Source organism: Aureimonas glaciei, from assembly GCF_014643375.1.
Classification (GTDB): domain Bacteria; phylum Pseudomonadota; class Alphaproteobacteria; order Rhizobiales; family Rhizobiaceae; genus Plantimonas; species Plantimonas glaciei.
Map to the genome: position 1 here is coordinate 244,214 of NZ_BMJJ01000002.1, position 21,279 is coordinate 265,492.

The 21,279-nt window shown below is 65.3% G+C and carries 25 protein-coding genes and 1 other RNA gene; 17 read left to right on the forward strand and 9 right to left on the reverse strand.

The window, feature by feature from the left end; translation table 11 throughout:
- Window positions 1-92: 92 nt before the first annotated feature.
- Complete coding sequence (gene gap, locus IEX88_RS05125; protein WP_188849502.1) at window positions 93-1,109, reverse strand: type I glyceraldehyde-3-phosphate dehydrogenase; 1,017 nt, start codon at window positions 1,107-1,109, stop codon at window positions 93-95.
- A gap of 388 nt (window positions 1,110-1,497) precedes the next feature.
- Between gap and IEX88_RS05130 the strand changes: the two genes are divergently transcribed.
- Together IEX88_RS05130 and IEX88_RS05135 are read left to right on the forward strand one after the other, a co-directional pair.
- Window positions 1,498-1,782, forward strand: a complete 285-nt coding sequence (locus tag IEX88_RS05130) for a DUF4164 domain-containing protein (RefSeq protein WP_188849503.1) — start codon at window positions 1,498-1,500, stop codon at window positions 1,780-1,782.
- Between the two features lie 5 nt (window positions 1,783-1,787).
- Window positions 1,788-2,150, forward strand: a complete 363-nt coding sequence (locus IEX88_RS05135; protein WP_188849504.1) for a cell division protein ZapA — start codon at window positions 1,788-1,790, stop codon at window positions 2,148-2,150.
- A 93-nt stretch (window positions 2,151-2,243) separates the two neighbouring features.
- Here IEX88_RS05135 and IEX88_RS05140 read toward each other — a convergent pair whose 3' ends face one another.
- The 3 genes from IEX88_RS05140 to IEX88_RS05150 form a co-directional block, all read right to left on the reverse strand.
- Window positions 2,244-3,503 carry a porin gene (locus IEX88_RS05140; RefSeq protein ID WP_188849505.1) on the reverse strand — a complete coding sequence of 420 codons (1,260 nt, stop codon included), beginning with the start codon at window positions 3,501-3,503 and terminating at the stop codon, window positions 2,244-2,246.
- Window positions 3,504-3,812: 309 nt separating this feature from the next.
- Window positions 3,813-4,574: an ABC transporter permease gene (locus tag IEX88_RS05145; protein ID WP_188849506.1), complete on the reverse strand. Its 762-nt coding sequence runs from the start codon at window positions 4,572-4,574 to the stop codon at window positions 3,813-3,815.
- A complete protein-coding gene (locus tag IEX88_RS05150) occupies window positions 4,571-5,497 on the reverse strand; it encodes an ABC transporter ATP-binding protein (RefSeq protein ID WP_188849507.1) in 927 nt (308 codons plus the stop codon). Before IEX88_RS05150 ends, IEX88_RS05145 begins: the two co-directional genes overlap by 4 nt.
- Window positions 5,498-5,711: 214 nt before the next feature.
- Here IEX88_RS05150 and ssrS point away from each other — a divergent pair.
- Window positions 5,712-5,869, forward strand: a non-coding RNA gene (gene ssrS, locus IEX88_RS05155) — 6S RNA.
- A 63-nt stretch (window positions 5,870-5,932) separates the two neighbouring features.
- Window positions 5,933-6,508, forward strand: coding sequence for a 5-formyltetrahydrofolate cyclo-ligase (locus tag IEX88_RS05160; protein WP_188849508.1), 576 nt, complete (start codon window positions 5,933-5,935; stop codon window positions 6,506-6,508).
- Here IEX88_RS05160 and IEX88_RS05165 read toward each other — a convergent pair.
- Both IEX88_RS05165 and IEX88_RS05170 read right to left on the reverse strand, forming a co-directional pair.
- Window positions 6,492-7,025, reverse strand: coding sequence for a CAP domain-containing protein (locus IEX88_RS05165; protein WP_188849509.1), 534 nt, complete (start codon window positions 7,023-7,025; stop codon window positions 6,492-6,494). The two genes, IEX88_RS05160 and IEX88_RS05165, sit on opposite strands and share 17 nt — an antisense overlap.
- Before the next feature lie 441 nt (window positions 7,026-7,466).
- Window positions 7,467-7,979 (reverse strand): CAP domain-containing protein, encoded by a 513-nt coding sequence (locus IEX88_RS05170; RefSeq protein WP_188849510.1) that lies wholly within the window; start codon window positions 7,977-7,979, stop codon window positions 7,467-7,469.
- A gap of 108 nt (window positions 7,980-8,087) precedes the next feature.
- Between IEX88_RS05170 and IEX88_RS05175 the strand changes: the two genes are divergently transcribed.
- The 3 genes from IEX88_RS05175 to IEX88_RS05185 all read left to right on the forward strand — a co-directional run bounded on the left by IEX88_RS05175 (window position 8,088) and on the right by IEX88_RS05185 (window position 10,807).
- The gene (locus tag IEX88_RS05175; RefSeq protein WP_188849511.1) at window positions 8,088-8,708 is read left to right on the forward strand and encodes a glutathione S-transferase family protein; all 621 of its coding nucleotides are present in this window, start codon (window positions 8,088-8,090) and stop codon (window positions 8,706-8,708) included.
- Complete coding sequence (locus IEX88_RS05180; RefSeq protein ID WP_188849512.1) at window positions 8,708-9,532, forward strand: TIGR00282 family metallophosphoesterase; 825 nt, start codon at window positions 8,708-8,710, stop codon at window positions 9,530-9,532. Before IEX88_RS05175 ends, IEX88_RS05180 begins: the two co-directional genes overlap by 1 nt.
- Before the next feature lie 219 nt (window positions 9,533-9,751).
- Window positions 9,752-10,807, forward strand: a complete 1,056-nt coding sequence (locus tag IEX88_RS05185; RefSeq protein WP_244639857.1) for a TerC family protein — start codon at window positions 9,752-9,754, stop codon at window positions 10,805-10,807.
- A 71-nt stretch (window positions 10,808-10,878) separates the two neighbouring features.
- On the opposite strand, the gene IEX88_RS05190 is transcribed toward IEX88_RS05185, so the two are convergent.
- Window positions 10,879-11,688 (reverse strand): MBL fold metallo-hydrolase, encoded by an 810-nt coding sequence (locus IEX88_RS05190; protein ID WP_188849513.1) that lies wholly within the window; start codon window positions 11,686-11,688, stop codon window positions 10,879-10,881.
- A gap of 189 nt (window positions 11,689-11,877) precedes the next feature.
- On the opposite strand from IEX88_RS05190, the gene IEX88_RS05195 reads away from it, so the two are divergent.
- Window positions 11,878-12,627, forward strand: a complete 750-nt coding sequence (locus IEX88_RS05195) for a YebC/PmpR family DNA-binding transcriptional regulator (RefSeq protein WP_188849514.1) — start codon at window positions 11,878-11,880, stop codon at window positions 12,625-12,627.
- Window positions 12,628-12,676: 49 nt separating this feature from the next.
- On the opposite strand, the gene IEX88_RS05200 is transcribed toward IEX88_RS05195, so the two are convergent.
- Complete coding sequence (locus IEX88_RS05200; protein ID WP_188849515.1) at window positions 12,677-13,261, reverse strand: Uma2 family endonuclease; 585 nt, start codon at window positions 13,259-13,261, stop codon at window positions 12,677-12,679.
- A gap of 229 nt (window positions 13,262-13,490) precedes the next feature.
- On the opposite strand from IEX88_RS05200, the gene ruvC reads away from it, so the two are divergent.
- The 7 genes from ruvC (at window position 13,491) to ruvB (ending at window position 17,123) form a co-directional block, all read left to right on the forward strand.
- Window positions 13,491-14,009, forward strand: coding sequence for a crossover junction endodeoxyribonuclease RuvC (gene ruvC / locus IEX88_RS05205; protein ID WP_188849516.1), 519 nt, complete (start codon window positions 13,491-13,493; stop codon window positions 14,007-14,009).
- Between the two features lie 75 nt (window positions 14,010-14,084).
- Complete coding sequence (locus IEX88_RS05210) at window positions 14,085-14,354, forward strand: AbrB/MazE/SpoVT family DNA-binding domain-containing protein (protein ID WP_188849517.1); 270 nt, start codon at window positions 14,085-14,087, stop codon at window positions 14,352-14,354.
- Window positions 14,332-14,748, forward strand: a complete 417-nt coding sequence (locus IEX88_RS05215) for a type II toxin-antitoxin system VapC family toxin (RefSeq protein ID WP_188849518.1) — start codon at window positions 14,332-14,334, stop codon at window positions 14,746-14,748. Before IEX88_RS05210 ends, IEX88_RS05215 begins: the two co-directional genes overlap by 23 nt.
- The gene (ruvA, locus tag IEX88_RS05220) at window positions 14,745-15,368 is read left to right on the forward strand and encodes a Holliday junction branch migration protein RuvA (RefSeq protein WP_188849519.1); all 624 of its coding nucleotides are present in this window, start codon (window positions 14,745-14,747) and stop codon (window positions 15,366-15,368) included. Before IEX88_RS05215 ends, ruvA begins: the two co-directional genes overlap by 4 nt.
- 57 nt (window positions 15,369-15,425) lie before the next feature.
- Complete coding sequence (locus IEX88_RS05225) at window positions 15,426-15,689, forward strand: AbrB/MazE/SpoVT family DNA-binding domain-containing protein (RefSeq protein WP_210319236.1); 264 nt, start codon at window positions 15,426-15,428, stop codon at window positions 15,687-15,689.
- Entirely contained in the window at window positions 15,676-16,077 is a 402-nt protein-coding gene (locus IEX88_RS05230; RefSeq protein ID WP_188849521.1) for a type II toxin-antitoxin system VapC family toxin, read from the forward strand. The genes IEX88_RS05225 and IEX88_RS05230 overlap by 14 nt, the downstream gene beginning before the upstream one ends.
- Window positions 16,074-17,123, forward strand: a complete 1,050-nt coding sequence (ruvB, locus tag IEX88_RS05235) for a Holliday junction branch migration DNA helicase RuvB (protein WP_188849522.1) — start codon at window positions 16,074-16,076, stop codon at window positions 17,121-17,123. Before IEX88_RS05230 ends, ruvB begins: the two co-directional genes overlap by 4 nt.
- Before the next feature lie 286 nt (window positions 17,124-17,409).
- Here the strand turns inward: ruvB and IEX88_RS05240 are convergent, their stop codons facing one another.
- Window positions 17,410-19,614, reverse strand: a complete 2,205-nt coding sequence (locus IEX88_RS05240; protein ID WP_188849523.1) for an esterase-like activity of phytase family protein — start codon at window positions 19,612-19,614, stop codon at window positions 17,410-17,412.
- A 134-nt stretch (window positions 19,615-19,748) separates the two neighbouring features.
- On the opposite strand from IEX88_RS05240, the gene ybgC reads away from it, so the two are divergent.
- Entirely contained in the window at window positions 19,749-20,222 is a 474-nt protein-coding gene (ybgC, locus tag IEX88_RS05245; protein WP_244639859.1) for a tol-pal system-associated acyl-CoA thioesterase, read from the forward strand.
- A gap of 255 nt (window positions 20,223-20,477) precedes the next feature.
- Window positions 20,478-21,194, forward strand: a complete 717-nt coding sequence (gene tolQ, locus IEX88_RS05250; RefSeq protein ID WP_188849524.1) for a protein TolQ — start codon at window positions 20,478-20,480, stop codon at window positions 21,192-21,194.
- Window positions 21,195-21,279 lie beyond the last annotated feature (85 nt).

Sequence of the window (21,279 nt, forward strand, 5' to 3'; positions counted from 1 at the left end):
GCGGCTGCGGTGGAAACGACAGCGCCCGGAAATCGGTCCGGGCGCTGTCAGGACTGCGGGAACTGGACGCGCGGTCTGGCGCGTGACGCGTCTCAGCCGACCTTGGCCATCGCCACGGCGGTGTCCGACATGCGGTTGGAGAAGCCCCACTCGTTGTCGTACCAGGAGAGGATGCGCACGAAGGTGCCGTCCATCACCTTGGTCTGGTCCATGTGGAAGACCGAGGAATGCGGATCGTGGTTGAAGTCGTGGGAGACGTTCGGCGCGTCGGTGAAGCCGAGGATGTTCTTCATCGCGCCGTTCGCGGCAGTGCGGATCAGTTCCTGCACTTCCTCGACGGTAGTGGCGCGCTTCGGCACGAACTTGAAGTCGACGACCGAGACGTTCGGGGTCGGCACGCGGATGGCGACGCCGTCGAGACGGCCCTTCAGCTCCGGCAGCACGAGCGCGACGGCCTTGGCGGCGCCGGTCGAGGTCGGGATCATCGACAGCGCGGCGGCGCGGCCGCGGTAGAGATCCTTGTGCATGGTGTCGAGCGTCGGCTGGTCGCCGGTGTAGGAATGGATCGTCGTCATGAAGCCCTTGTCGATGCCGATCCCGTCATGCAGGACCTTGGCGACCGGCGCGAGGCAGTTGGTCGTGCAGGAGGCGTTGGAGACGATCCGGTCGGCCGCGGTCAGCGTGTCGTGGTTGACGCCGTAGACGATGGTCTTCTCGGTCCCGGGCGTGCCGCTCAGCGGGCCGGAGATCAGCACCTTCTTGGCGCCGGCCTCGAGATGGGCGGCGGCCTTCGACGCATCGGTGAAGATGCCGGTGCACTCCATCGCGATGTCGACGTTCAGCTCGGCCCAGGGCAGGTTCTTCGGGTCCCGCTCGGCGGTGACGCGGATCGGGCCGCGGCCAACGTCGATCGTGTTGCCGTCGACCGTCACCGTGCCGGGAAAGCGGCCATGGACGGAATCGAAGCGGATGAGATGGGCGTTGGTCTCGACCGGGCCGAGATCGTTGATGGCGACGACCTCGATGTCGGTGCGGCCCGACTCGATGATGGCGCGGAGGACGTTGCGGCCGATGCGGCCAAATCCGTTGATTGCGACGCGAACTGTCATTCCTGGTACCTCCTGAGGGATCCGGCCCACCATGAGTCACGGGCGTCCGGACCATCGCGGCGCGCGCGGCGCCGGCGGTCGAACCGAGAGCTTGCGGTGCAAGATCTGCGTGACGTCGCCCGTGTTCTTACCGGTTTTCCCCTTGAGGTAAAGCCGCGGCGACGCGTTTGCTTCATCGCCAGCCACAATGAGGTCACGTCGATGTGATCGATGAGGTCCGGTAGAGGCGGGGTCCTTGCCGGGACTTGCGGGAGCCGGGCGGGCTATCCACCGCGCCGTGGGTGCCGCCGCGCTTTGCCGGTTGCAACGGGGGTTCGAATGCCGCAGGAATTTCCATACTTGCGATCGTTGCTTAGACTGGGCCGCGAGCCCGGGGGAATGCCTGACCATGCCTGCAGATAATCCGCTCGACGCGGTGTCGCTTCGTCTCCAGCAGGCGCTCGAGCGTCTCGATAAGGCCGTGGACGGCCAGCTGGAGCGCGAAAGCATCGTCCGGGAGGCCGAGGAGCAGGTGCAGCGCATGACGGCCGACCGCGGACGGCTCGCGGGCGAGCTCGATACGGCGCTGGCCAAGTCCGAGCGCCTCGAACACGCCAACCGCGAGGTTTCCCGCCGCCTGGTCGGCGCCATGGAGACGATCCGCACCGTCCTCGAACGTCGGCAGGAAGGCTGAGACCCATGCCCCAGGTGGTGGTGACGATCGACGGCAAGACGTTTCGCATGGCCTGCGCCGAGGGCGAGGAGGACCACCTCGCCAGTCTGGCCGCCGAGGTCGACGGGCGGGTCAACGAGCTGCGCAAGAGTTTCGGCGAAATCGGCGATCAGCGCCTCGTGGTGATGGCGGCGATCATGGCGACGGACGAACTGAGCGAGCAGCGCCGCCGGATCGCCGGCCTCGAGGCCGAGATCGCCGCGGCCTTCCGTGACCGCGACGAGGCGCTGCGCCGCGTCGCGGCCGACGAGCGCCGCTTCGTGGCGCACATGAACGAGGTCGCCACGGCGATCGAGACGGTGGCCGGCAAGATCGACGGCCGCGCCTGACGGGCTCCGGCAGGGGCGGCATGCTCGCCCCCCTGCCATGCCGGACGGCCCCCTCGCGCCGCGGGGATTGCTCGACGCCGCCCCGTGGCCGCGTCAGAACGTGCGCTTGAACTCGACGAAGCCGCGCGTCTGATCGAAGTCGTCGATGGCGGAGGGGAGCTCGAGGTCGACATAGGAGACCTGGCCAAGGACCGAGAAGTTTTTGGTGACGGCATAGCCGACCTCGCCGACCGTGCCCCAGTACTCGATCGAGCCGATCTGGCCGTAGCTGAAGCCGGGAGAGGAGGCGTCGAGGTCGAAGGTCTCGCCGTAGAGTCCCGCCAGCGTCGCCGAGATCTTGCCGAAGCCCTGCTTGTAGGCCGCGCCGATCTGCCATTCGCTCGAGAGGGTGAGATTGCCGCCATTGGTGCCGGTCGCACCCGTCTGGTTGAAATCATTGCTGCCGAAGATGCTGGATTGGCCGAGGTCGCCGACGACGGCATAGATGCTGGGATCGAAGGCGTAATGTCCCTCGACCTTGAGGCTGGATTTGGGGGCGAAGGGATCGCTGAGGAGCAGCGCGGCCTTGACGACCACCGCCCCGTCCTCGCCGTCGACCCCATTCTTGCCGAAGCTGTAGACGGCATCGTCTCCCAGCGGATCGACGCCGCGCCGCCGGTTCACCTCGGTCTGCGCGTCCTCATCGTAGACGCCCATGACATAGGCGCCGCCCCAATCGCCCTTGTAGGTGAGCTTGCCGATGGCGTCCGGCCGGATGTCGCCGTCGCCGTCGTCCTCGAGCGAGAGGACGGCGGAGAAGCCGCCAGCCGACGCCGTGTAGGAAATGCGGTTGGCGTTGATGTCGCCTGCCGCGAAGTCGGAATCGTCGTCGACCAGCAGTCCGTCTTCGATGCCGCCGTCATTGTAGGTCCAGGCGCTGTCGAGATGGCCGATGGTCAGGCCGCCCAGCTGGATGAACCCCTCGTCCATCGTATAGCCGCTGCTGCTGCTGCCGGTATTGGTCGACTGGACGCGCGCCTTCGCCCGAAGGGTGCCGAGTTCGGTGTCCTCGCGCGTGTCGAATTCCAGCCGGACCCTCACCTTCGAGGCGAAGGCATAGTCTTCAGGGCCATCGAGATCGCTGGCCCTGGTATATTCCTGGCTGTTGGCGTTCAGCCGCATGCGGACATAGCCGCCGATCCTCAGGCAGGTTTCCGTGCCGGGGATGAAAAAATAGCCGGTGCCGTAGACGTCGCAGACCCGGACGAAGTCGACCGGCTCCGGCTCGACCATGACGACGGCATCCGCCGCCCGCGCGCCGGCCATGCCGGCCAGCAAGCCGACCGATGCCAGCAACAGCCTGTCCATTTTCATCAAATTTCTCCTGATGCCATTCCTGTCGGCCAGCCCCGGTCGCCGGATCCAGCCAATAATCGTGCGAACACAGACATCAGTATCGATCGGTAGCAAATGGACTACAAGCAAATACAGTAGATGAAGGTTTTACGACATTCGGACTGTTGCAATTCTGCCCACGTTATTACTCGCACTGAAAATAAAGTGGCGATTGAGCTGATGGCATTCCTTGGGCGCGTGGCGGGAATACGAACATTTCGGAGTCCCCAGTCGACGCCCAGTCGGCGCCGCGGTCGGCGCAATGGCGCCGACCGTCTGCCAGAGGACTCAGGCCTTCAGCCGGTAGCCTGTTCGGAAGATCCACCAGATACCCGCGAGGCACACCGCCATGAACACCACCGTCATCCCCAGGCTGATGCCGATGGCGACGTCGGAGACGCCGTAGAAGCTCCAGCGGAAGCCGGAGATCAGGTAGACCACGGGGTTGAACAGCGTCACCTTCTGCCAGAAGGGCGGCAGCATGGCGATCGAGTAGAAGCTGCCGCCGAGAAAGGTCAGCGGCGTGATGATCAAGAGCGGAATGATCTGCAGCTTCTCGAAGCCGTCGGCCCAGATGCCGATGATGAAGCCGAACAGGCTGAAGGTCGTCGCCGTCAGCACCAGGAAGAGCAGCATGAAGAAGGGATGCTCGATCCGCAGCGGCACGAACAGCGTTGCCGTGGCGAGGATGATCAGGCCGAGAATGATCGACTTCGTCGCCGCCGCCCCGACATAGGCCAGCGTGATCTCCATCGCCGAGACCGGCGCGGAGAGGAGCTCGTAAATGGTCCCGGAGAAGCGCGGAAAATAGATGCCGAAGGAGGCATTGGAGACGCTCTGCGTCAGGATCGACAGCATCATCAGCCCGGGCACGATGAAGGCGCCGTAGCTGACCCCGTCGACCTCGGCCATGCGCCCGCCGATCGCTGCGCCGAAGACGACGAAGTAGAGCGAGGTCGAGATGACCGGGGCCACGATGCTCTGGAACACGGTGCGCCAGGCGCGCGCCATCTCGAAGCGGTAGATCGCCTTGACCGCGTGGAAATTCATGCCTTTTCTCCCACCAGGCTGACAAAGATCTCTTCCAGCGAGCTCTGCTTGGTCTGCAGGTCGCGAAAGGCGATGCCGCTGTCCGAAAGGCCGCGCAGCAGCGCGGTGATGCCGGTGCGCTCGCCGCGCGTGTCGTAGGTGTAGGTCAGCTCCGTGCCCGAGGGCGCGAGAGCCAGCTCGAACGGCGCAAGCGCCTCGGGAATGGTGGTGAGCGGCTGCGTCAGGATCAGCGTCAGCTGCTTGCGGCCGAGCTTGGCCATCAGCTCGGCCTTCTCCTCGACCAGGATGATCTCGCCCTTGGAGATCACGCCGATGCGGTCGGCCATCTCCTCGGCCTCGTCGATATAGTGGGTGGTCAGGATGATGGTGACGCCGTCATTGCGCAGCTGGCGCACGACCTCCCACATTTCCTGGCGCAGCTGCACGTCGACGCCGGCGGTCGGCTCGTCGAGGAAGAGGATCCGCGGCTCGTGGCTGAGCGCCTTGGCGATGAGGACGCGCCGTTTCATGCCGCCCGAGAGCGTCATGATCTTGGAATCCTTCTTGTCCCACAGCGAGAGCTGCTTCAGCACCTTCTCGACATAGGCCGGATTGGCCGGCTTGCCGAACAGGCCGCGGCTGAAGGAGACGGTGGCGAACACCGTCTCGAAGGCGTCGGTCGTCAGTTCCTGCGGGACCAGCCCAATGGTCGCGCGCGCGGCGCGAAAATCGCGGATGATGTCGTGGCCGTCGGCGACGACCGTGCCGGTCGAGGGATTGACGATGCCGCAGATGATCGAGATCAGCGTCGTCTTGCCGGCGCCGTTCGGCCCCAGCAGCGCGAAAATCTCGCCGCGGCGGATTTCGAGGTCGATGTTCTTCAGCGCCTGGAAGCCGGTATCGTAGGTCTTGCCGAGCTTCGACACGGTGATGATGGGCGGCATGGGCACTCTCCGGTCGGTCGTGGCGGACGATGGGAGGCGCCGTCTAGCACGCCTTTCGTCCAAAAGCGACCGAGCGGTACAGATTGCCGGCGCGGCGTTTAGGTCGGGCGCCGCGGCGGTTCTGCAAGGGGGCATCGTCGACCAGGGCGGCCGCGCGCGAAATTGCGGGTGACGGCACTAGCGAAGCACCGGCAAGGAGCCTATGTCTGCCGACGGCGAGCTGTGCGGTCCGACAGGGGTAACATTTCCCCGGGGCCTTACGCATCCCCTAGGGAGCTGTCCCTGTTCCGGCCCGTGGGCTGGAATATATGGCGCCCACCTACATTGTAGGTTCCCGGGATCGATCATCTCATCGGCCGAGGCGGCTCGCCAACTTTCCTATGATCGTCGAACGACCTATGAGGGACCATCCGGCAGAAGCCGCGGAGGGCCACCATGCACCAGGAAATGTCTCTGAAGGCGCAGCTGCGGGCCGAAGCGCTCGCGCGGCGCGATGCGTTGGGCGAGGAGATCAGGATCGAGGCCTCGCTGGCGATCGCCGACAGGGTGGCCGCCCGTCTGACCCTGGAGCCCGGCACGATCGTCTCCGGCTTCCTACCGATCCGTTCGGAGGTCGATCCGCGCCCGCTGATGATGGCGCTTGCCGATCGCGGTGCCCGTCTCTGCGTGCCCGCGATCGTCGAAGGGAGGCTGGAATTCCGGCATCTGGTGCGGGGGGCGCCGCTGGAAAGCCAGGGTTTCGGCACCTACGCGCCGGGCGCCGACGCGGCGGTCCTCGATCCCTCGGTGATGCTGGTGCCCATGGCCGCCTTCGACGCGCGCTGCCATCGCATCGGCTACGGCCGCGGTTATTACGACCGCGCCATCACGGCGCTGCGCGGCAAGGGCCTTTCCCCCTTGCTGGCGGGGCTGGCCTTCGCCGTGCAGGAGATCGAAGAAGTGCCGGCCGAGACCCACGATGTGGGCCTCGACTTCATTGCCACGGAGGCGGCTCTCAAAGAGCCGACATGAAGCCGCCCGGCGACGCCGAGAACACTTCCGTCCAGTAGATCTTGCCGCCGGCCTGCGCGCCGGCAAAACCGATGCTGGTGAGGTTGCTGCGCAGGATGTTCTGGCGATGGACGGGCGACCTCATCCACCGGTCCATCGCCCCGGAAAAGCTGCTCTGGCCGGCGCCGACATTCTCGGCGATCGCCGAATACGTCACGCCGCTGCCGCGCACCCGGCTCGAAAGGGAGCCGGCCACGGAGTGGCCGAGCCGATCCTGGTCGGCCATCGCGTCGGACTGGGTCGAGGCGACCTGCATCAGGCGCTCATCGATCTGTACCGGTCCCACGCCGTTCTCGGCGCGGAAGTCGTTGACCAGGCGCAGGGCGGCGTTCTGGTTGAAGCCGACGGAGTCGGCCGCGATGCTGGGGCTGAGCCCGGCGCCGAGAACGAGACCCACGAGGGCCAGGGCCGGGATGAACTGGCGGCTGGTCTTGGACATGGCGGTGCTGTTCGCACCGAAGAGCTTCGGAAACGTCATGTGAATGATCCTAAAAAATAAATGAGCAGTGAGACCTGATCTGCGGCGTGCCGCACCCGGATCCCATCAGAGAAATGGCGAGAGAGGAGAGCCTCTCGATACTCGTTTGATAGCCAATAATTGTCTATCAAATCAAAATTTACTAGGGCGATTTAAATATAATTGACATTTATATTTTCGCCGAATGCCCTGCAAGAGGGCGGAACCAATCAAGTAGCTAAAATAAACAACTTTAAGTACATCCATCGATTCCGGGCGAAAGAAGAATAATACTGTTTCTTTTCAATGGGAGTCGGACATTCGGCGCCCAGAATGGCAAGCCAGCAACGCTCCAAAATCTCTCTATCGAGAAGAGCGGACAACCGGCGGGATGACCGTGTTTTGGGGATAGCAAGTCTTACGAACGACTTCAGCGGCCGGAAGAAGGGCGACGCAGAGCCGCTATTTCGGCGCCGCGAAGGTTTGCGTCCAGTAGTTTCGGCCGATCGCGGCATCCCGGGCGCCGCCCAGGCCGATTTCGGTGACGCTTCGATTGAGAAGATTCGCCCGGTGCCCGGGCGAGCGCACCCAGCCGGCCATGGCGGCGGCATAGTCGGGATAGCTGCGGCCGATGTTCTCGGAGGTCGTCGACCAGGCGTAGCCGGCTTGGCGCATCCGCGCGGGCAGGGCGCCGGCGACGTTGTGATCCATCCGGTCGCGGGCGGCCATCGCGACCGACTGCGCCTCCGCCACTTGCGTCAGGCGCGCATTGAGCGCCAGCGGCTGCAATCCGTGCTCGGAGCGGAAGGCATTGACGGAGGCGAGCGCCTCTTGCCTGTCGAAAGCGAGCGTCGAGGCCGTACCCTGCGGGCCGCCCGTCGCACAGGCGCCGAGCCCGGCCAGGCAGAGGGCCAGTGCCAGGGGGCGGGCCCTGCTTGAGATCCGGGACGCGCTGGAAAATGGCCGAAACTGCATGTCGTTGTCCTTGTTGTACACGATCCCCCGCCGACGCCGGCGATGCCTCTCGCGAAATCCCCGCCATCCGCGCTATGTCGGGTCAAGCTAACCCTCGAAAGCATCGACATGATCGACCTCTACACCTGGACGACCCCGAACGGCGAAAAGCCCATCATCATGCTGGAGGAGGTCGGGCTTCCCTACACGCTGCATCTTGTCGACATCGGGGCGGGTGCTCAGAAGCAGCCGGATTTTCTGGCCATCAACCCGAACGGCCGCATTCCTGCGATCCTTGACGCCGGTCAGCGCGTCTTCGAGTCCGGCGCCATTCTCGTCCATCTGGCGGAGAAGACCGGCAAGCTTCTGCCGGCCAGCGGTGCCGACCGCGCCGAGACTTTTGCCTGGACGTTCTTCCAGACCGGCGGGACCGGGCCAATGATTGGCCAGTGGCATCACTTCAAGAGCGCCGCACCGGAAAAGATTCCCTATGCCATCGATCGCTACCGGGACGAATCGCGCCGCCTGCTCGGCGTGCTCGACAAGCACCTGACGGGACGCGATTTCCTCGCCGGCACCTATTCGATCGCCGACGTCATCAATTTTTCCTGGGCCAAGGCCGGCCTGGACGAGCTCGGCGCCGCCGGCGATTTTCCCGCGCTTGCCGCCTGGGTCGCGCGGATCGGCGCCCGTCCGCAAGTGATCGCGGCGCTGGAAAAGCTCGCGGCCGCCAAGAAGGCGCTGGGCTGATGCGCTTCCTGTTTCTCGGCGACATGGTGGGCCGCTCCGGCCGCACCGCGGTGTTCAAGCAATTGCCCGGCCTGATCGCGGATCTGAAGCTCGATTTCGTCGTGGTCAACGGCGAGAACGCTGCCGGCGGCTTCGGCGTCACCGAGGAGATCCTGGAGGAGACGCTGCGTGCCGGCGCCGACGTGATGACCACCGGCAACCATGTCTGGGACCAGCGCGAGGCGCTGGAGTTTTCCACCCGCCATGACCGCTTCCTCAGGCCCGCCAACTATCCCAAGGGCGCGCCCGGCAACGGCTCCGGCCTGTTCGAGGCGCGCAACGGCGCGCGCGTTCTCGTCGCCAATGTCATGGGCACGGTGTTCATGAATCCCAGCCTCGACGATCCTTTCCGCTGCGCCGGCGATATCGTCGCGGCCTGTCCGCTGGGCGAACAGGCCGATGCGGTGATCTTCGACTTCCACGCCGAGGCGACCAGCGAGAAGCAGTGTTTCGGGCATTTTCTCGACGGGCGCGCGAGCTTGGTCGTCGGCACTCATACGCATGTGCCGACCGCCGATCACCAGATCCTGCCGGGCGGCACGGCCTACCAGTCGGATGCCGGCATGTGCGGCGACTACGATTCCTCGCTCGGCATGGAGAAGGAGGAGCCGCTGAACCGGTTTCTCACCAAGATCGCCACGGGCCGCTTCGACGCGGCGCAGGGCCCGGCGACCATCGCCGGCCTCGGCGTCGAGATCTCCGATCGCACGGGCCTCGCCGAAAAAGTCGCGCCCCTGCGCATCGGCCCGCGGCTCGAGGAAACCATTCCGGCGTTCTGGCGCTGAATTGCGGCCTGCCGCACATTGCGCTTTGGCAATCTATAGCCATCTGTCGATAGCCGTCGGCATGGACGTCGCGGCGACGGGGCGTCACCAGAGCGTTATCCACCGGCAGCCGTCGCGCTTCCGGTAGACAACTCCCTCCCGAGCGCCCCGCTCCCACGCGGCGCTCAGCTGCCAAACAGGAACGTCGGGATCGGTGGATCCGGCGCGAAGGAGGAAGTTTTGGACCAAACAATTTCGAGTGCGGCCGCAGAGACCGCACTGACGGGCATCGCCCCCGATGCGGTGCCGACCTGGGTCTGGCTGGCGACGATCGGCGCCATCGGCGCGCTGTTCGTGTTCGACTTCCTCACCCATGTGCGCAAGCCGCACGAGCCGTCGTTCAAGGAAGCGTCCCTCTGGTCGACCTTCTATGTCACGATCGCGCTGCTCTTCGGTTGGGGCGTCTGGGTCTATTGGGATCGCCAGCACGGCATCGAGTATTTCGCCGGCTTCATTACCGAGAAGTCGCTGTCGGTCGACAATCTCTTCGTCTTCGTCATCATCATGAAGAGTTTTGCCGTGCCCGCCGCCTTCCAGCAGAAGGCGCTTTTGATCGGCATCGTGATCGCGCTGGTCATGCGCGGCATCTTCATCGCGCTCGGCGCGGCGGCGATCGAGCAGTTTTCCTGGGTGTTCTACATCTTCGGTATCTTCCTCATCTGGACGGCCTGGAAGCTGGCGTCCGAGAGCCTGAAGCACGGCGCGAAGTCGACGGACGAGGAATACGAGCCGAACGCGATCGTCAAATACGTCCAGCGCCATCTGCCGACGGTTCCCGACTACCGGGGCAATGCACTGACGGTCATCGAAAACGGCAAGCGCTTCTTCACGCCGATGTTCATCGTCATCGTCGCGCTGGGCATGACGGATCTCTTGTTCGCGCTGGATTCCATCCCTGCGATCTACGGCCTCACCGACGCGCCCTACATCGTCTTCACGGCGAACGCCTTCGCGCTGCTCGGCCTGTTGCAGCTCTACTTCCTGCTGGGCGGCCTGCTCGACAGGCTCGTCTATCTCGGCATCGGCCTGTCGCTGATCCTCGCCTTCATCGGCATCAAGCTGATCATCCATGCGATGGAGGCGAACACGCTGCCTTTCCTCAACGGGGGAGAGGGCATCGAAGGCCTGCCGCACATCGAGACGAGCTTCTCTTTGTCCGTCATCGTCGGCATCTTGGTCGTGACGACGGTCGCAAGCCTCTTGAAGAGCCGTTCGGACGCCCGCAAGGGGCTCTGACGTCCGCCAACGTTTCAAGAAGGGAAGAGCCGGCGCAAGCCGGCTCTTCTCGTTTCAAGGGATGTCTGGCCTCAGACGCCGTCGAGGACGACGATCGTCGGTCGCTCGGGAAGGCTGCGCATTGAAACGATGAGGCTGCGCTCGGCTCGTCGCTCCACCGCAAAGTCCGGCAGGCGCTGAAGGAAGCGCTCGATCGGGCCGGCGAAGCGGTGCATGGGCAGCACGATGCGGGACTGCAACCTGGCGACCGTCTCCGCCATGCCTTCCTGGCTGAGCGTCCAGGATCCGTCGACCGGCACCATGACGACGTCCAGGCGGCCAAGCTCAGCGAAATCCTCGTTCGTCAGCAGATGATGCAGATGGCCGAGATGGCCGATGCACAGGCCGGCGATCTCGAAAACGAAGATGGAATTGCCGTCGGCAATGTCGCCGCCATAGCCCCGCGTATCGGTCGGCACGTTGCGGATATAGGTGTCGTCCACCGTCACCTGGTGGCGGGCCGGTCCACCGTCAGGGTTCCAGCCCCGCAGCACCGTCTCGATGCCGGGATCGGGGACGTTCGTGTAGTGGGTCGAGTGGGCGTTGTTCATGGTCACGACGCGCGGCACCAGCGGTCCGGCATAGCCGGAATAGTCCGTGGCGATCGTCACCCCGGCCGGGCTTTCGATGACATAGGTCGAATGATGGGCGTAGGTGATCTTGACCTCCTCGCGGCCGAGCGCCGCCAGGAGGGCAGGGGCCTGACCCGAAAAGGAAGCGTGCTGTGCCTTCGGAATGCCCTCGGCGATGGCGTGGCAGGTGCTTGGAGCGTTCTGCGCGTGTGCCGGCAAGGCAAGGCAGGCGGTCATGAAGGCGGCGGCGGCGATGCGACGAGCGGTCATGGGCGGCTCCCGGCGGACGACGATGCGTCATCCTAAGCACACGATCGCGGCGTGCGAGGATCATAATCACGTCATTCCCGAAGCCGCGTTTTCGCGCTGCATCACGCGCATTCCAGAAGCGTTCTGGACCTTTGGGGCGCGATTTTTTATATGTGCGCCATCGCGCGACAATTCGAAGACAGGTGCCCCATGGCAGGCCATTCACAGTTCAAGAACATCATGCACCGCAAGGGGCGGCAGGACGGCATCAAGTCCAAGCTGTTTTCCAAGCTCGCGCGCGAGATCGTCGTCGCCGCCAAGGCGGGCCTTCCCGATCCCGACATGAACTCGCGCCTGCGCCTGGCGGTGAACAATGCCAAGGCGCAGTCCATGCCCAAGGATAACATCGAACGGGCGATCAAGAAGGGCTCGGGCGCCGACGCCGAGAACTACGACGAGGTCCGCTATGAGGGCTTTGGGCCCGGCGGCGTCGCCGTCATCGTCGAGGCGCTGACCGACAACCGCAACCGCACCGCCTCGAACGTGCGTTCCTACTTCACCAAGTCCGGCGGCGCCCTCGGCGCGACCGGCTCGGTCTCCTTCATGTTCGACAAGGTCGGCGAGATCGTCTTCGCGCCGAAGGCCGGCTCGGCCGACAAGGTCATGGAAGCGGCGATCGAGGCGGGTGCCGACGACGTCGTCTCCGACGAGGACGGCCACACCATCACGACGACGTTCGAGAGCCTGAACGAGGTCTCGGGTGCGCTCGAAGCGGCGCTGGGCCCCAGCGAAAGCGTCAAGATCATCTGGCGGCCGCAGAACGGCGTGCCGGTGGACGAGGAGAAGGCCGAGAGCGTCATGCGCCTCATCGCCAATCTCGAGGACGACGACGACGTGCAGAGCGTCTACGCCAACTTCGAGGTGGACGACGCCGTCATGGCGAAGCTGTCGGCAGCCTAAGGCTCTCGCTGCCGGGGCAATCAGCCCCGCCTGGGCGGTGTGCGGCGGGTCAACCGGCGGACGGCAGTCCGGCATCCTCGTAGATGTCCGCGAGCGTCAGCGCCGCACCGATCTCCGGCAGCGCGATGCTCGCGCCGGCGTCTTCCACTACCAGAGACGACCACAGACCCTGGGCGCCGCGCCGCCAGACGATGACGCGCGGCGCCTCGCTGTCGACGAGCAGCACCACGGCAACGGCGGCATGCGCCTTGTATTCCTCGATCTTCTGGAAGCGATCGAACCTCGTCGTCGAGGGCGACAGCACCTCTATGAGGACCCTCGGCTCGGTCACTTCCATTGAGCGGTCCGGCGCCGAGCGGCAGTCGATCAGGATGTCGGGACGCCGCACATTGCCGTTCGGGTTGCGGATGGCGATGTCGTCGGTGTGCGGCCGGCAGGACCGCCCCCGCAACTGGTTGCCCAGAGACAGGAGGATGTTCACGGTGATCGTGTCGTGCCGGCGCGAGGCTCCGGTCATCGCCTTGGGCGTCAGCACGGGCACGCCATCGACCAGTTCGTAGTTCCTGTCCTGTTCGACCTGCCAGACGAAGAACTCGTCGGCGGTCATTCGCGGCAGCGTCGTCGCCTCGCTCATCCCCAGCTCCACGGCTCGATCTCGAGGCAATCTAGCAAATGCGGCGACGAAGACAAAAGAGGTCAGTTGCCTGTTCCTTTTGGAATCGTATCCGTCTCATCCGGCGGCAAAGCACCCCGGACGCGACCATCGCTGACAGCCCGACGTACTGGTTGGCATTATGTTCCAATTCGTTCACTCTCTGTCCCTAAGCTCTCGACTGATTCGATGAGAAGCGGGGGTTAACAAAGTGTTGCAGCGACCGACGATTCGTATCCTGGGCATCGACCCCGGCCTGCGCCGCACCGGCTGGGGCGTGGTTGAGAGCATCGGCAATTCGCTGAGTTTTGTCGCGGCCGGCACCGTGACCTCCGACGCCACCTTCGACCTCGCCACGCGCCTGCGCCAACTCTACGACGGGCTGCAGGGGGTGATGGCGACCTACAGGCCGGACGAGGCGGCAGTCGAGCAGACCTTCGTTAACAAGGACGCGGTCGCGACGCTGAAGCTCGGCCAGGCCCGCGGCATCGCCATGGTGGTTCCCGCGATTGCTGGCCTGCCGGTCGCGGAATATGCGCCCAACGCGGTGAAGAAGGCGGTGATCGGCGTCGGTCACGGCGACAAGAAGCAGATCCACATGATGGTGAAGGTGCTGATGCCGCGCGCGACCTTCGACACGGAGGACGCCGCCGATGCGCTGGCCATCGCCATCTGCCACACCCATCACCGCCAGTCCGCGGCCGCCCGGGCGGCCTTCGAGGCTCGCTGATGTTCTTGACTTGTTCTTGCCGCGCGCGTAGGTAATACCGGTGAGGTATTACTTTTCAGGGCGGGCACGACGTCGATGCGGGTGACGGAAAAAGGCCAGGTGACCATCCCCAAGCCGATCCGCGACAAGCTCGGGATCGGTCCGGGGAGCGAGGTCGCCTTCGTCGAGAGGAACGGCGGCATCGAGATCGTGAAAACTCAGCCGCCGGAAGACCGCGAACGGTTCAAAAAACAGTTCGAGGCCGAGATCGAACGCATGCGTGGCACCCTCGACACCCGCGGGATGGGCGGAAAGGCTTATGTCGACTGGATGAGGGGGCCGCGTGAAGACCTCGACGATGCTTGATACGAACATCCTGATCGACATGCTGGGAGATGGGCCTGAGTTCGAGGTTTCCGTCGATGCCGTGATCGATGAGTTGAGGCGGGGCGACGTTGTCCTCAGCGTCGTCGTCTGGGCAGAACTCGCATTCGCCTTCATGGCCGAAGAAGAGCTTTCGAACAGGATCGCTTGGCTTCGCCCGAGGCGGGAAGATCTGCCGTTCGAGGCTGCCTTTCCGGCCGGCAGAGCCCATGCGCTCTACCGCGGACGGGGAGGGCGCCGAGAGCGGACGCTCCCCGATTTTCTGATCGGCGCTCATGCTCTGGTCGCTGGCCACCGTCTCCTGACGCGCGATCCCGCGCTCTACCGCGCCTATTTCCCCGACCTCGAGATCATCTCGCCGGAGACCCCCACGTGATCGGCAAACTGAAGGGCACTGTCGACGAGATCGGCGAGGATCACGTCGTCATCGACGTGCACGGCGTCGGCTATGTCGCCCATTGCGGCGCGCGCACGCTCGGCGCCCTGCCGGGGCCGGGCGAGGCGGTGACGCTGTTCATCGAGACCTATGTGCGCGAGGACATGCTGCGGCTCTACGGCTTCGCCTCGGAGATCGAGCGCGCCTGGTTCCGCCTGCTGCAAAACGTGCAGGGCGTCGGCTCGAAGGTAGCGCTGGCCATTCTCGGCACCTTGTCCACGGGCGAACTCGCCAGCGCCATCGCGCTGCAGGACAAGGCGATGGTTTCGCGTGCCCCGGGCGTCGGACCCAAGGTCGCGGCGCGCATCGTCATCGAATTGAAGGACAAGGCGCCGGCCTTCGCTGGAGCCCAGGATGCGCCGTCGATGGGCCTGAAGCGCAATCTCGGCGACGGCCTTGCCCCCGCGGCGATCACCGACGCCGTCTCGGCGCTGACCAATCTCGGCTATTCCCGCGAACAAGCGGCGACCGCCGTTTCCGCGGCGCTGAAGGGAGCGGGCGAGGATCCGAGTTCGGCGACGCTGATCCGGCTGGGCCTGAGGGAACTGAGCCGCGGCTGAGTTGTGCATCCTGGCGTTATTCCTTACTTTTAGGAGCGTGTAAGGACGAGGTTGGACATGGCGATCGCGACAATCACATCCAAGGGACAAGTGACGCTTCCAAAGGCGCTGCGCGAACGGCTGCAGCTGAAGGCGGGCGACCAGATCGATTTCGTCGAGGTGAACGGAAATGTCGTCCTGAGACCCCGTCATGTCCGGGCTCTCGATCTGATCGGCATTCTCAAGCCCGTCGGCGACCAACCGGTTTCGCTCGACGCCATGGATGCGGCGATTGGAGAGGCCGTCGTGCACAGATACGAGCGTTCGCTTGATCGGGATTGACACCAATGTGCTGGTCCGCCTCCTCGTCGGCGATGATGTGGCGCAGTTGGAGACGGTTCGGGCCATTCTCGCCAGCCAGGAAGGCAGGCCGATCATGATCAATCTCCTTGTCCTGACGAAGGCGGTCTGGGTTCTTGGCAAGCTGAAGCGGCCCACCGCTCCCACCATCCCCGAGGTGGTGGAGATGCTCCTCGCCTCGCCGGATTTTCTGTTGGAAGCCCGCGACGACGTCGTCCGGGCGCTTGAGGCGGCCGGAGCCGCCAAGTGCGATCTTGCCGACGCCCTTATCGCCTGTCGCAACCGCAGCCTCGGCTGTGACACCACCGTAACTTTCGACCATGCCGCCAGCCGGCTTGCCGATGCGACCATAGCGACCGAATTCTCATGACCGGCCCCACCCGCCTTCTCGACCCCGACGCCCGCGGCGAGGACCTCGATACGACGCTGCGCCCGCAGCGGCTCGACGATTTCGTCGGCCAGGCCGCGGCGCGCGCCAATCTGAAGGTGTTCATCGAGGCGGCGAAGGGCCGGGGCGAGGCGCTCGACCATGTGCTCTTCGTCGGCCCGCCCGGCCTCGGCAAGACGACGCTGGCGCAGATCATGGCCAAGGAGCTCGGCGTCAATTTCCGCTCGACCTCCGGCCCGGTGATCGCCAAGGCCGGCGATCTCGCCGCGCTCCTCACCAATCTCGAAGACCGTGACGTCCTCTTCATCGACGAGATCCACCGGCTGAACCCGGCGGTGGAGGAGATCCTCTATCCCGCCATGGAGGATTTCCAGCTCGACCTCATCATCGGCGAGGGTCCGGCCGCGCGCTCGGTGAAGATCGACCTGGCAAAATTCACCCTCGTCGCCGCGACCACCCGAGTCGGCCTGCTGACGACGCCGCTGCGCGACCGTTTTGGCATCCCGGTCCGTCTGAACTTCTACACCGTCGAGGAGCTTGAGCTGATCGTGCGGCGCGGCGCCCGCATCATGGGCCTGCCTCTGTCGGAGGAGGGGGGCCGCGAGATCGCCCGGCGGTCCCGGGGGACCCCGCGCATCGCCGGCCGGCTCCTTCGACGCGTCCGCGATTTCGCCGACGTCGCGTCCGTCACCCTCGTCGACCGCCGCATCGCCGACGAGGCGCTGACGCGGCTCGAGGTCGACAGCCTCGGCCTCGACCAGCTCGACCGGCGCTATCTCGACCTCATCTCGCTCAACTTCGGCGGCGGTCCGGTCGGCATCGAGACCATCGCCGCCGCCCTGTCGGAGCCGCGCGACGCCATCGAGGACATCGTCGAGCCCTATCTCCTGCAGCAGGGTTTCCTGCAGCGCACGCCGCGCGGCCGGGTGCTCACCGCCCACGCCTTCCGCCACATCGGCCTCGCCGTGCCGCAGGGCTGGCAGGGGGCGCAGGCCACCCTGTTCGAGGACGCGCCCGACCTCGAGTAATGAAACGCAAAGGCCGCGCCCTTGGCGGAACGCGGCTTGCGTAGAGGGTGAATCGGCTGCCGGCGAGCTGCCATCGCTGATCTCGTCATCCCGGCCTTGAGCCGGGATCCATTCCTCTGCGGCAAGGCGCTCGATCCGTCCCGAAGGGGCGGGAATGTCCGCCCTCAGCCGGCGTGTTGGACGGTTTGGAAGGATCCCGGCTCAAGCCCGGGATGACGAAACTGAAAGGATGAGGTCCGCGGCGGGACGATAAGGCACAGGCCTCGCCGCCCCGCCCCGAACCCCATCACTTCGCCAGCGAAGCCGCCTTTTCCTCGGTCTTGCCGACCTGGAAGAACAGCGTCTCCCCCGAGGAGTCGTCGACGCCGTCATTGTCGGTGACGATGGTCATCATGCCGTCGGCGTCGATGGCGAGGCCCTCGACCTTGTCGACGACGTAGCCGTTCGTCGCCGATTTCAGCTCGGGCAGGAGGTCGCGCACCAGTTCCTTCTTCACCACCGGCAGGGCACCGCCGAGTGGGGCGGGCTGGAGGTCGGCGATGGCGACGCGGGTGATCGACTTCAGCTGGGCGGTCTCGCCGATGCCGTTGTCGCGCTCGATGAGGTAGACGTGGTCGCCGTGGGCGGTGATCTCCGAGAGGCCGGTCCACATGCCCTCTTGCGGCGCGTCGAGCGGGTAGAGCACGGCACCCCAGCTCTTGGCGGCCGGGTCGTAGGAGACCAGCTTGGTCTGGTTCTTTGGGTCGTTCTTCCACGGCCGCTGGATGGCGAGCCAGACCTTGCCGTCGACCAGGGTCACGCCTTCGGTGCCGAAGCGGGTCTCGCCCTCGAGCAGCTCCTTCGGGAAGGCGATCTCCTCGGCGATGGCGCCCTTGGCGTCGACGTGCAGCAGGGCATGCGGCACTTCCTTCTCGGTATTGCCCTCGCTGCCCAGCCAGAAGCCGCCCTCGCCGTCGAGCGCGATGCCTTCGAGGTCGAGCTTCTTGGCGGCCTTGCCGTCGCGGGTGACGGTCATCGCCGCGGTGATCTTGGCGGGCTTGGCCGAGGCGTCGACGGTGAAGATGCTCGGCGCGGCCGAATAGAAGGAGTCGCTGATGGCGTAGAACTGGTTCGGCTCGGCCGCGGCGACGAGGCCGGACAGCGCGCCGAAGCCGAGAACCTTGCCGTCGACGTCCTGGCTGACGATCTGCGGATAGGCAGCCGTGCCCTCGGCGCGCTCGTAGAGCATGACATGCGAGCGAGCGGCGCCGTCCTCGACGAGGTCGCTCTCATTGGCGGTGACGAGGAGATTGCGCGACGCGATCGTGACCGCGCCTTCCGGCGCGATGCCCGAGGGCAGGATCTGCGTCAGCACGGGTTCCGCACCGGTATCCTCGTAGACGCCGACGACAGAAGCCCGCTCGGCCAGGACGAAGAGGTAGTCCTTGCCGCCGAAGTTGCCGGTCGCCAGACCCTCCGGCTCGACGCCCTTCTTGTCGGCGCGCTTGTCGGGGAAATGGCCGAGGCGGGCGACGGCCAGCTCGAAGGAGGCACCGGACTCGTAGGAGACGCTGCCGTCGCGGTTGAAGATGGTGAACGAGCGCGTGCCGCCGTTCCAGTCGCCCTCATTGGCGACGGCGATGCGGTCGCCCTTCAGCCATTTCACCGTGTCGGGCTCGCGCGGCCGCGCCTCGACGGAACCGGAGAAGTCGAGCTTGCCGTCCTTCTCCGTGTCGACGCCGTCAATCGCGAGGCTGCCGGCGGAGAAGTGCGAGGTCACCGTGCCGGTCTTGCCGTCGACGATGACGATGTGGTTGTTTTCCTGCAGCGAGACGACGATCTCGCCGGCTTGGTTGATGTCGACGAATTCCGGCTCGGGATCCTCGGGCGAGATCTCGGCAAGGCCGGTCATCTCGATCTTCTTCAGGCCGGCGCAGTCCGGCGTGCCGTCGGCGGCCAGCGGCACGGTGACGAGGAAGCCCGCCGGCATCTGCGGCAGGGCGCCGTCGTTCAACTCCTCGTCGCGCTCGTTCTCGATGGCGATGGCGGCAAAACTGCCGTCGGGCGCGACGGCGACCGAATCCGGCTGGCCGCCGAGCTCGCAGACCGGACTCTGTTCCCGCGTGGCGAGGTCGACGGCGCCGAGTTCGCCGGACGGATCGGCCTTGGTCTCGGAGGTGCGGAAGCCGACCAGCGCCTTGGTGCCGGCAAAGGCAACCGAGGTCGGCTCACCGTCGAACTTGATATAGCCGCCGGCCTTCGGCGCTTTCGGGTCGGTGATGTCGATGAAGCCGATGCCGCCGTGCGGGCTGTCGGAATAGACCAGCGTCATGCCGTCCTTCGAGGCCGAGATGATCTCCGAGGAGGTCTCCGCCTTGGGGTCGGCGCCTTCCGGCAGGTTCGAGGCGACCGGGAAGGAGGCGATGCGGTTGAAAACAGGCTCTGCGACGGCGGCCAGCGAGGTCGATGCCAGGAGCAGGGCGGCAAGCGAGGCGGTTTTCGGGAAGGTCATCGGATCTCTCGGACTGGAGGGCGGATCGGGTTTCCTAACCACTGCCAGGTGACAGCCGGATGACAGGTCCGGCCCCCGACAAGGCCGCTCCCTGACAAAGCCGGCCCCTGACGAAGCCGCCCCATGACAAAGCCATGGTGATCGCCTATGGCCGCGCGATGAACGATCTTCTCTCCGGCTGGCTCACCGATGACGGCCATTGCCTCGACGTGCGCGTCTATTTCGAGGACACGGACTTTTCCGGCGTCGTCTACCACGCCCGCTATCTGCATTTCCTGGAACGGGGCCGCACCGATTTCCTGCGCCTGAAGGGCATCGGTCACCGCGAATTGGCCGAGGGTGCCTATGGCGAACCGATGGCCTTCGCGGTCCGGCAGATGGGGATCGAATTCCTCCGGCCGGCGCGGATCGATGACGTGCTGCGGGTCGAGACGCGGACCCATCTCCTCGGCGGCGCCCGCATCGTCCTCGACCAGAAGATCCTGCGCGGCGACGAGGTGTTGATCGAGGCGAGGGTGAAGGTCGCGGTGATTTCGCCGGACGGCCGTCCCCGCCGAATGCCGGAAGCGGTGTCGGCCATCCTCGGCGCACCGGCGCCTTCTCCCTGAACGGCAGCGCAGCATCGCGTCAACGAATGCTTAAGGTTAATCCTGTTTGGATGCAGGTGCCTAGGGTCACCCCGGCGCTGCATGCCATTCTTTCGCTTGATTCAAATTGTGTAGAACGGTTGGGGTCATCGGCAGCACAGAGCATGAAGAGCGCGAAGGCGGTTCGATCGCCCCGACGGGATGATCGGGCATGTCCCCTTTTGCATGTGCGAACAGCCTGCCCGGTCCGGGCGTCGAGATTCGAGGATCTAGGAAATGAACGAGGTCGCCCAGAGCGCTCTTGCCGCACCCGAAGCGACGGTTTCGCTCTGGCATCTGTTCTGGCAGGCCGGCTTCATCGTCAAGGCCGTCATGCTCGGCCTTCTCGGCGCGTCCGTCTGGACCTGGGCGATCATCATCGACAAGTCGATGCGCTTCGGGAGCTTCCGTCGCCAGTTGAACACGTTCGAGAACAATTTCTGGTCCGGCCAGTCGCTCGAAGAGCTTTACCAGTCGCTCTCGGAGAAGAAGACCACCGGCATGGGCGCGCTCTTCGTCGCCGCCATGCGCGAATGGAAGAAATCCTTCGAGAAGGGCGCGCGTTCGCCGATCGGCCTGCACACCCGCATCGAGAAGGCGCTCGACGTGACGCTGGCCCGCGAGATGGACGGGCTGGAATCGCGCCTCGGCTTTCTCGCCACCATCGGCTCGGCCGCGCCCTTCATCGGGCTGTTCGGCACCGTCGTCGGCATCATGACCTCGTTCCAGGCGATCGCCGCCTCCAAGCAGACCAATCTCGCCGTCGTCGCGCCGGGTATCGCCGAAGCGCTTCTGGCCACCGCCATCGGCCTCGTCGCCGCCATCCCCGCGGTCATCGCCTACAACAAGCTCTCCGGCGATGCGAGCAAGCTCGGCATGCGGCTCGAGGCCTTCGCCGACGAGTTTTCCGCCATCCTGTCGCGCCAGATCGACGAGCGCACCCCGGCACGCTGACCCTGCCGGACGCATGAGGCGCCCCATCGGGCGCTGCACAGACCCTTTTCGGAGCGCTGATGCTTCGAGAGCCAAGGAGCCGATC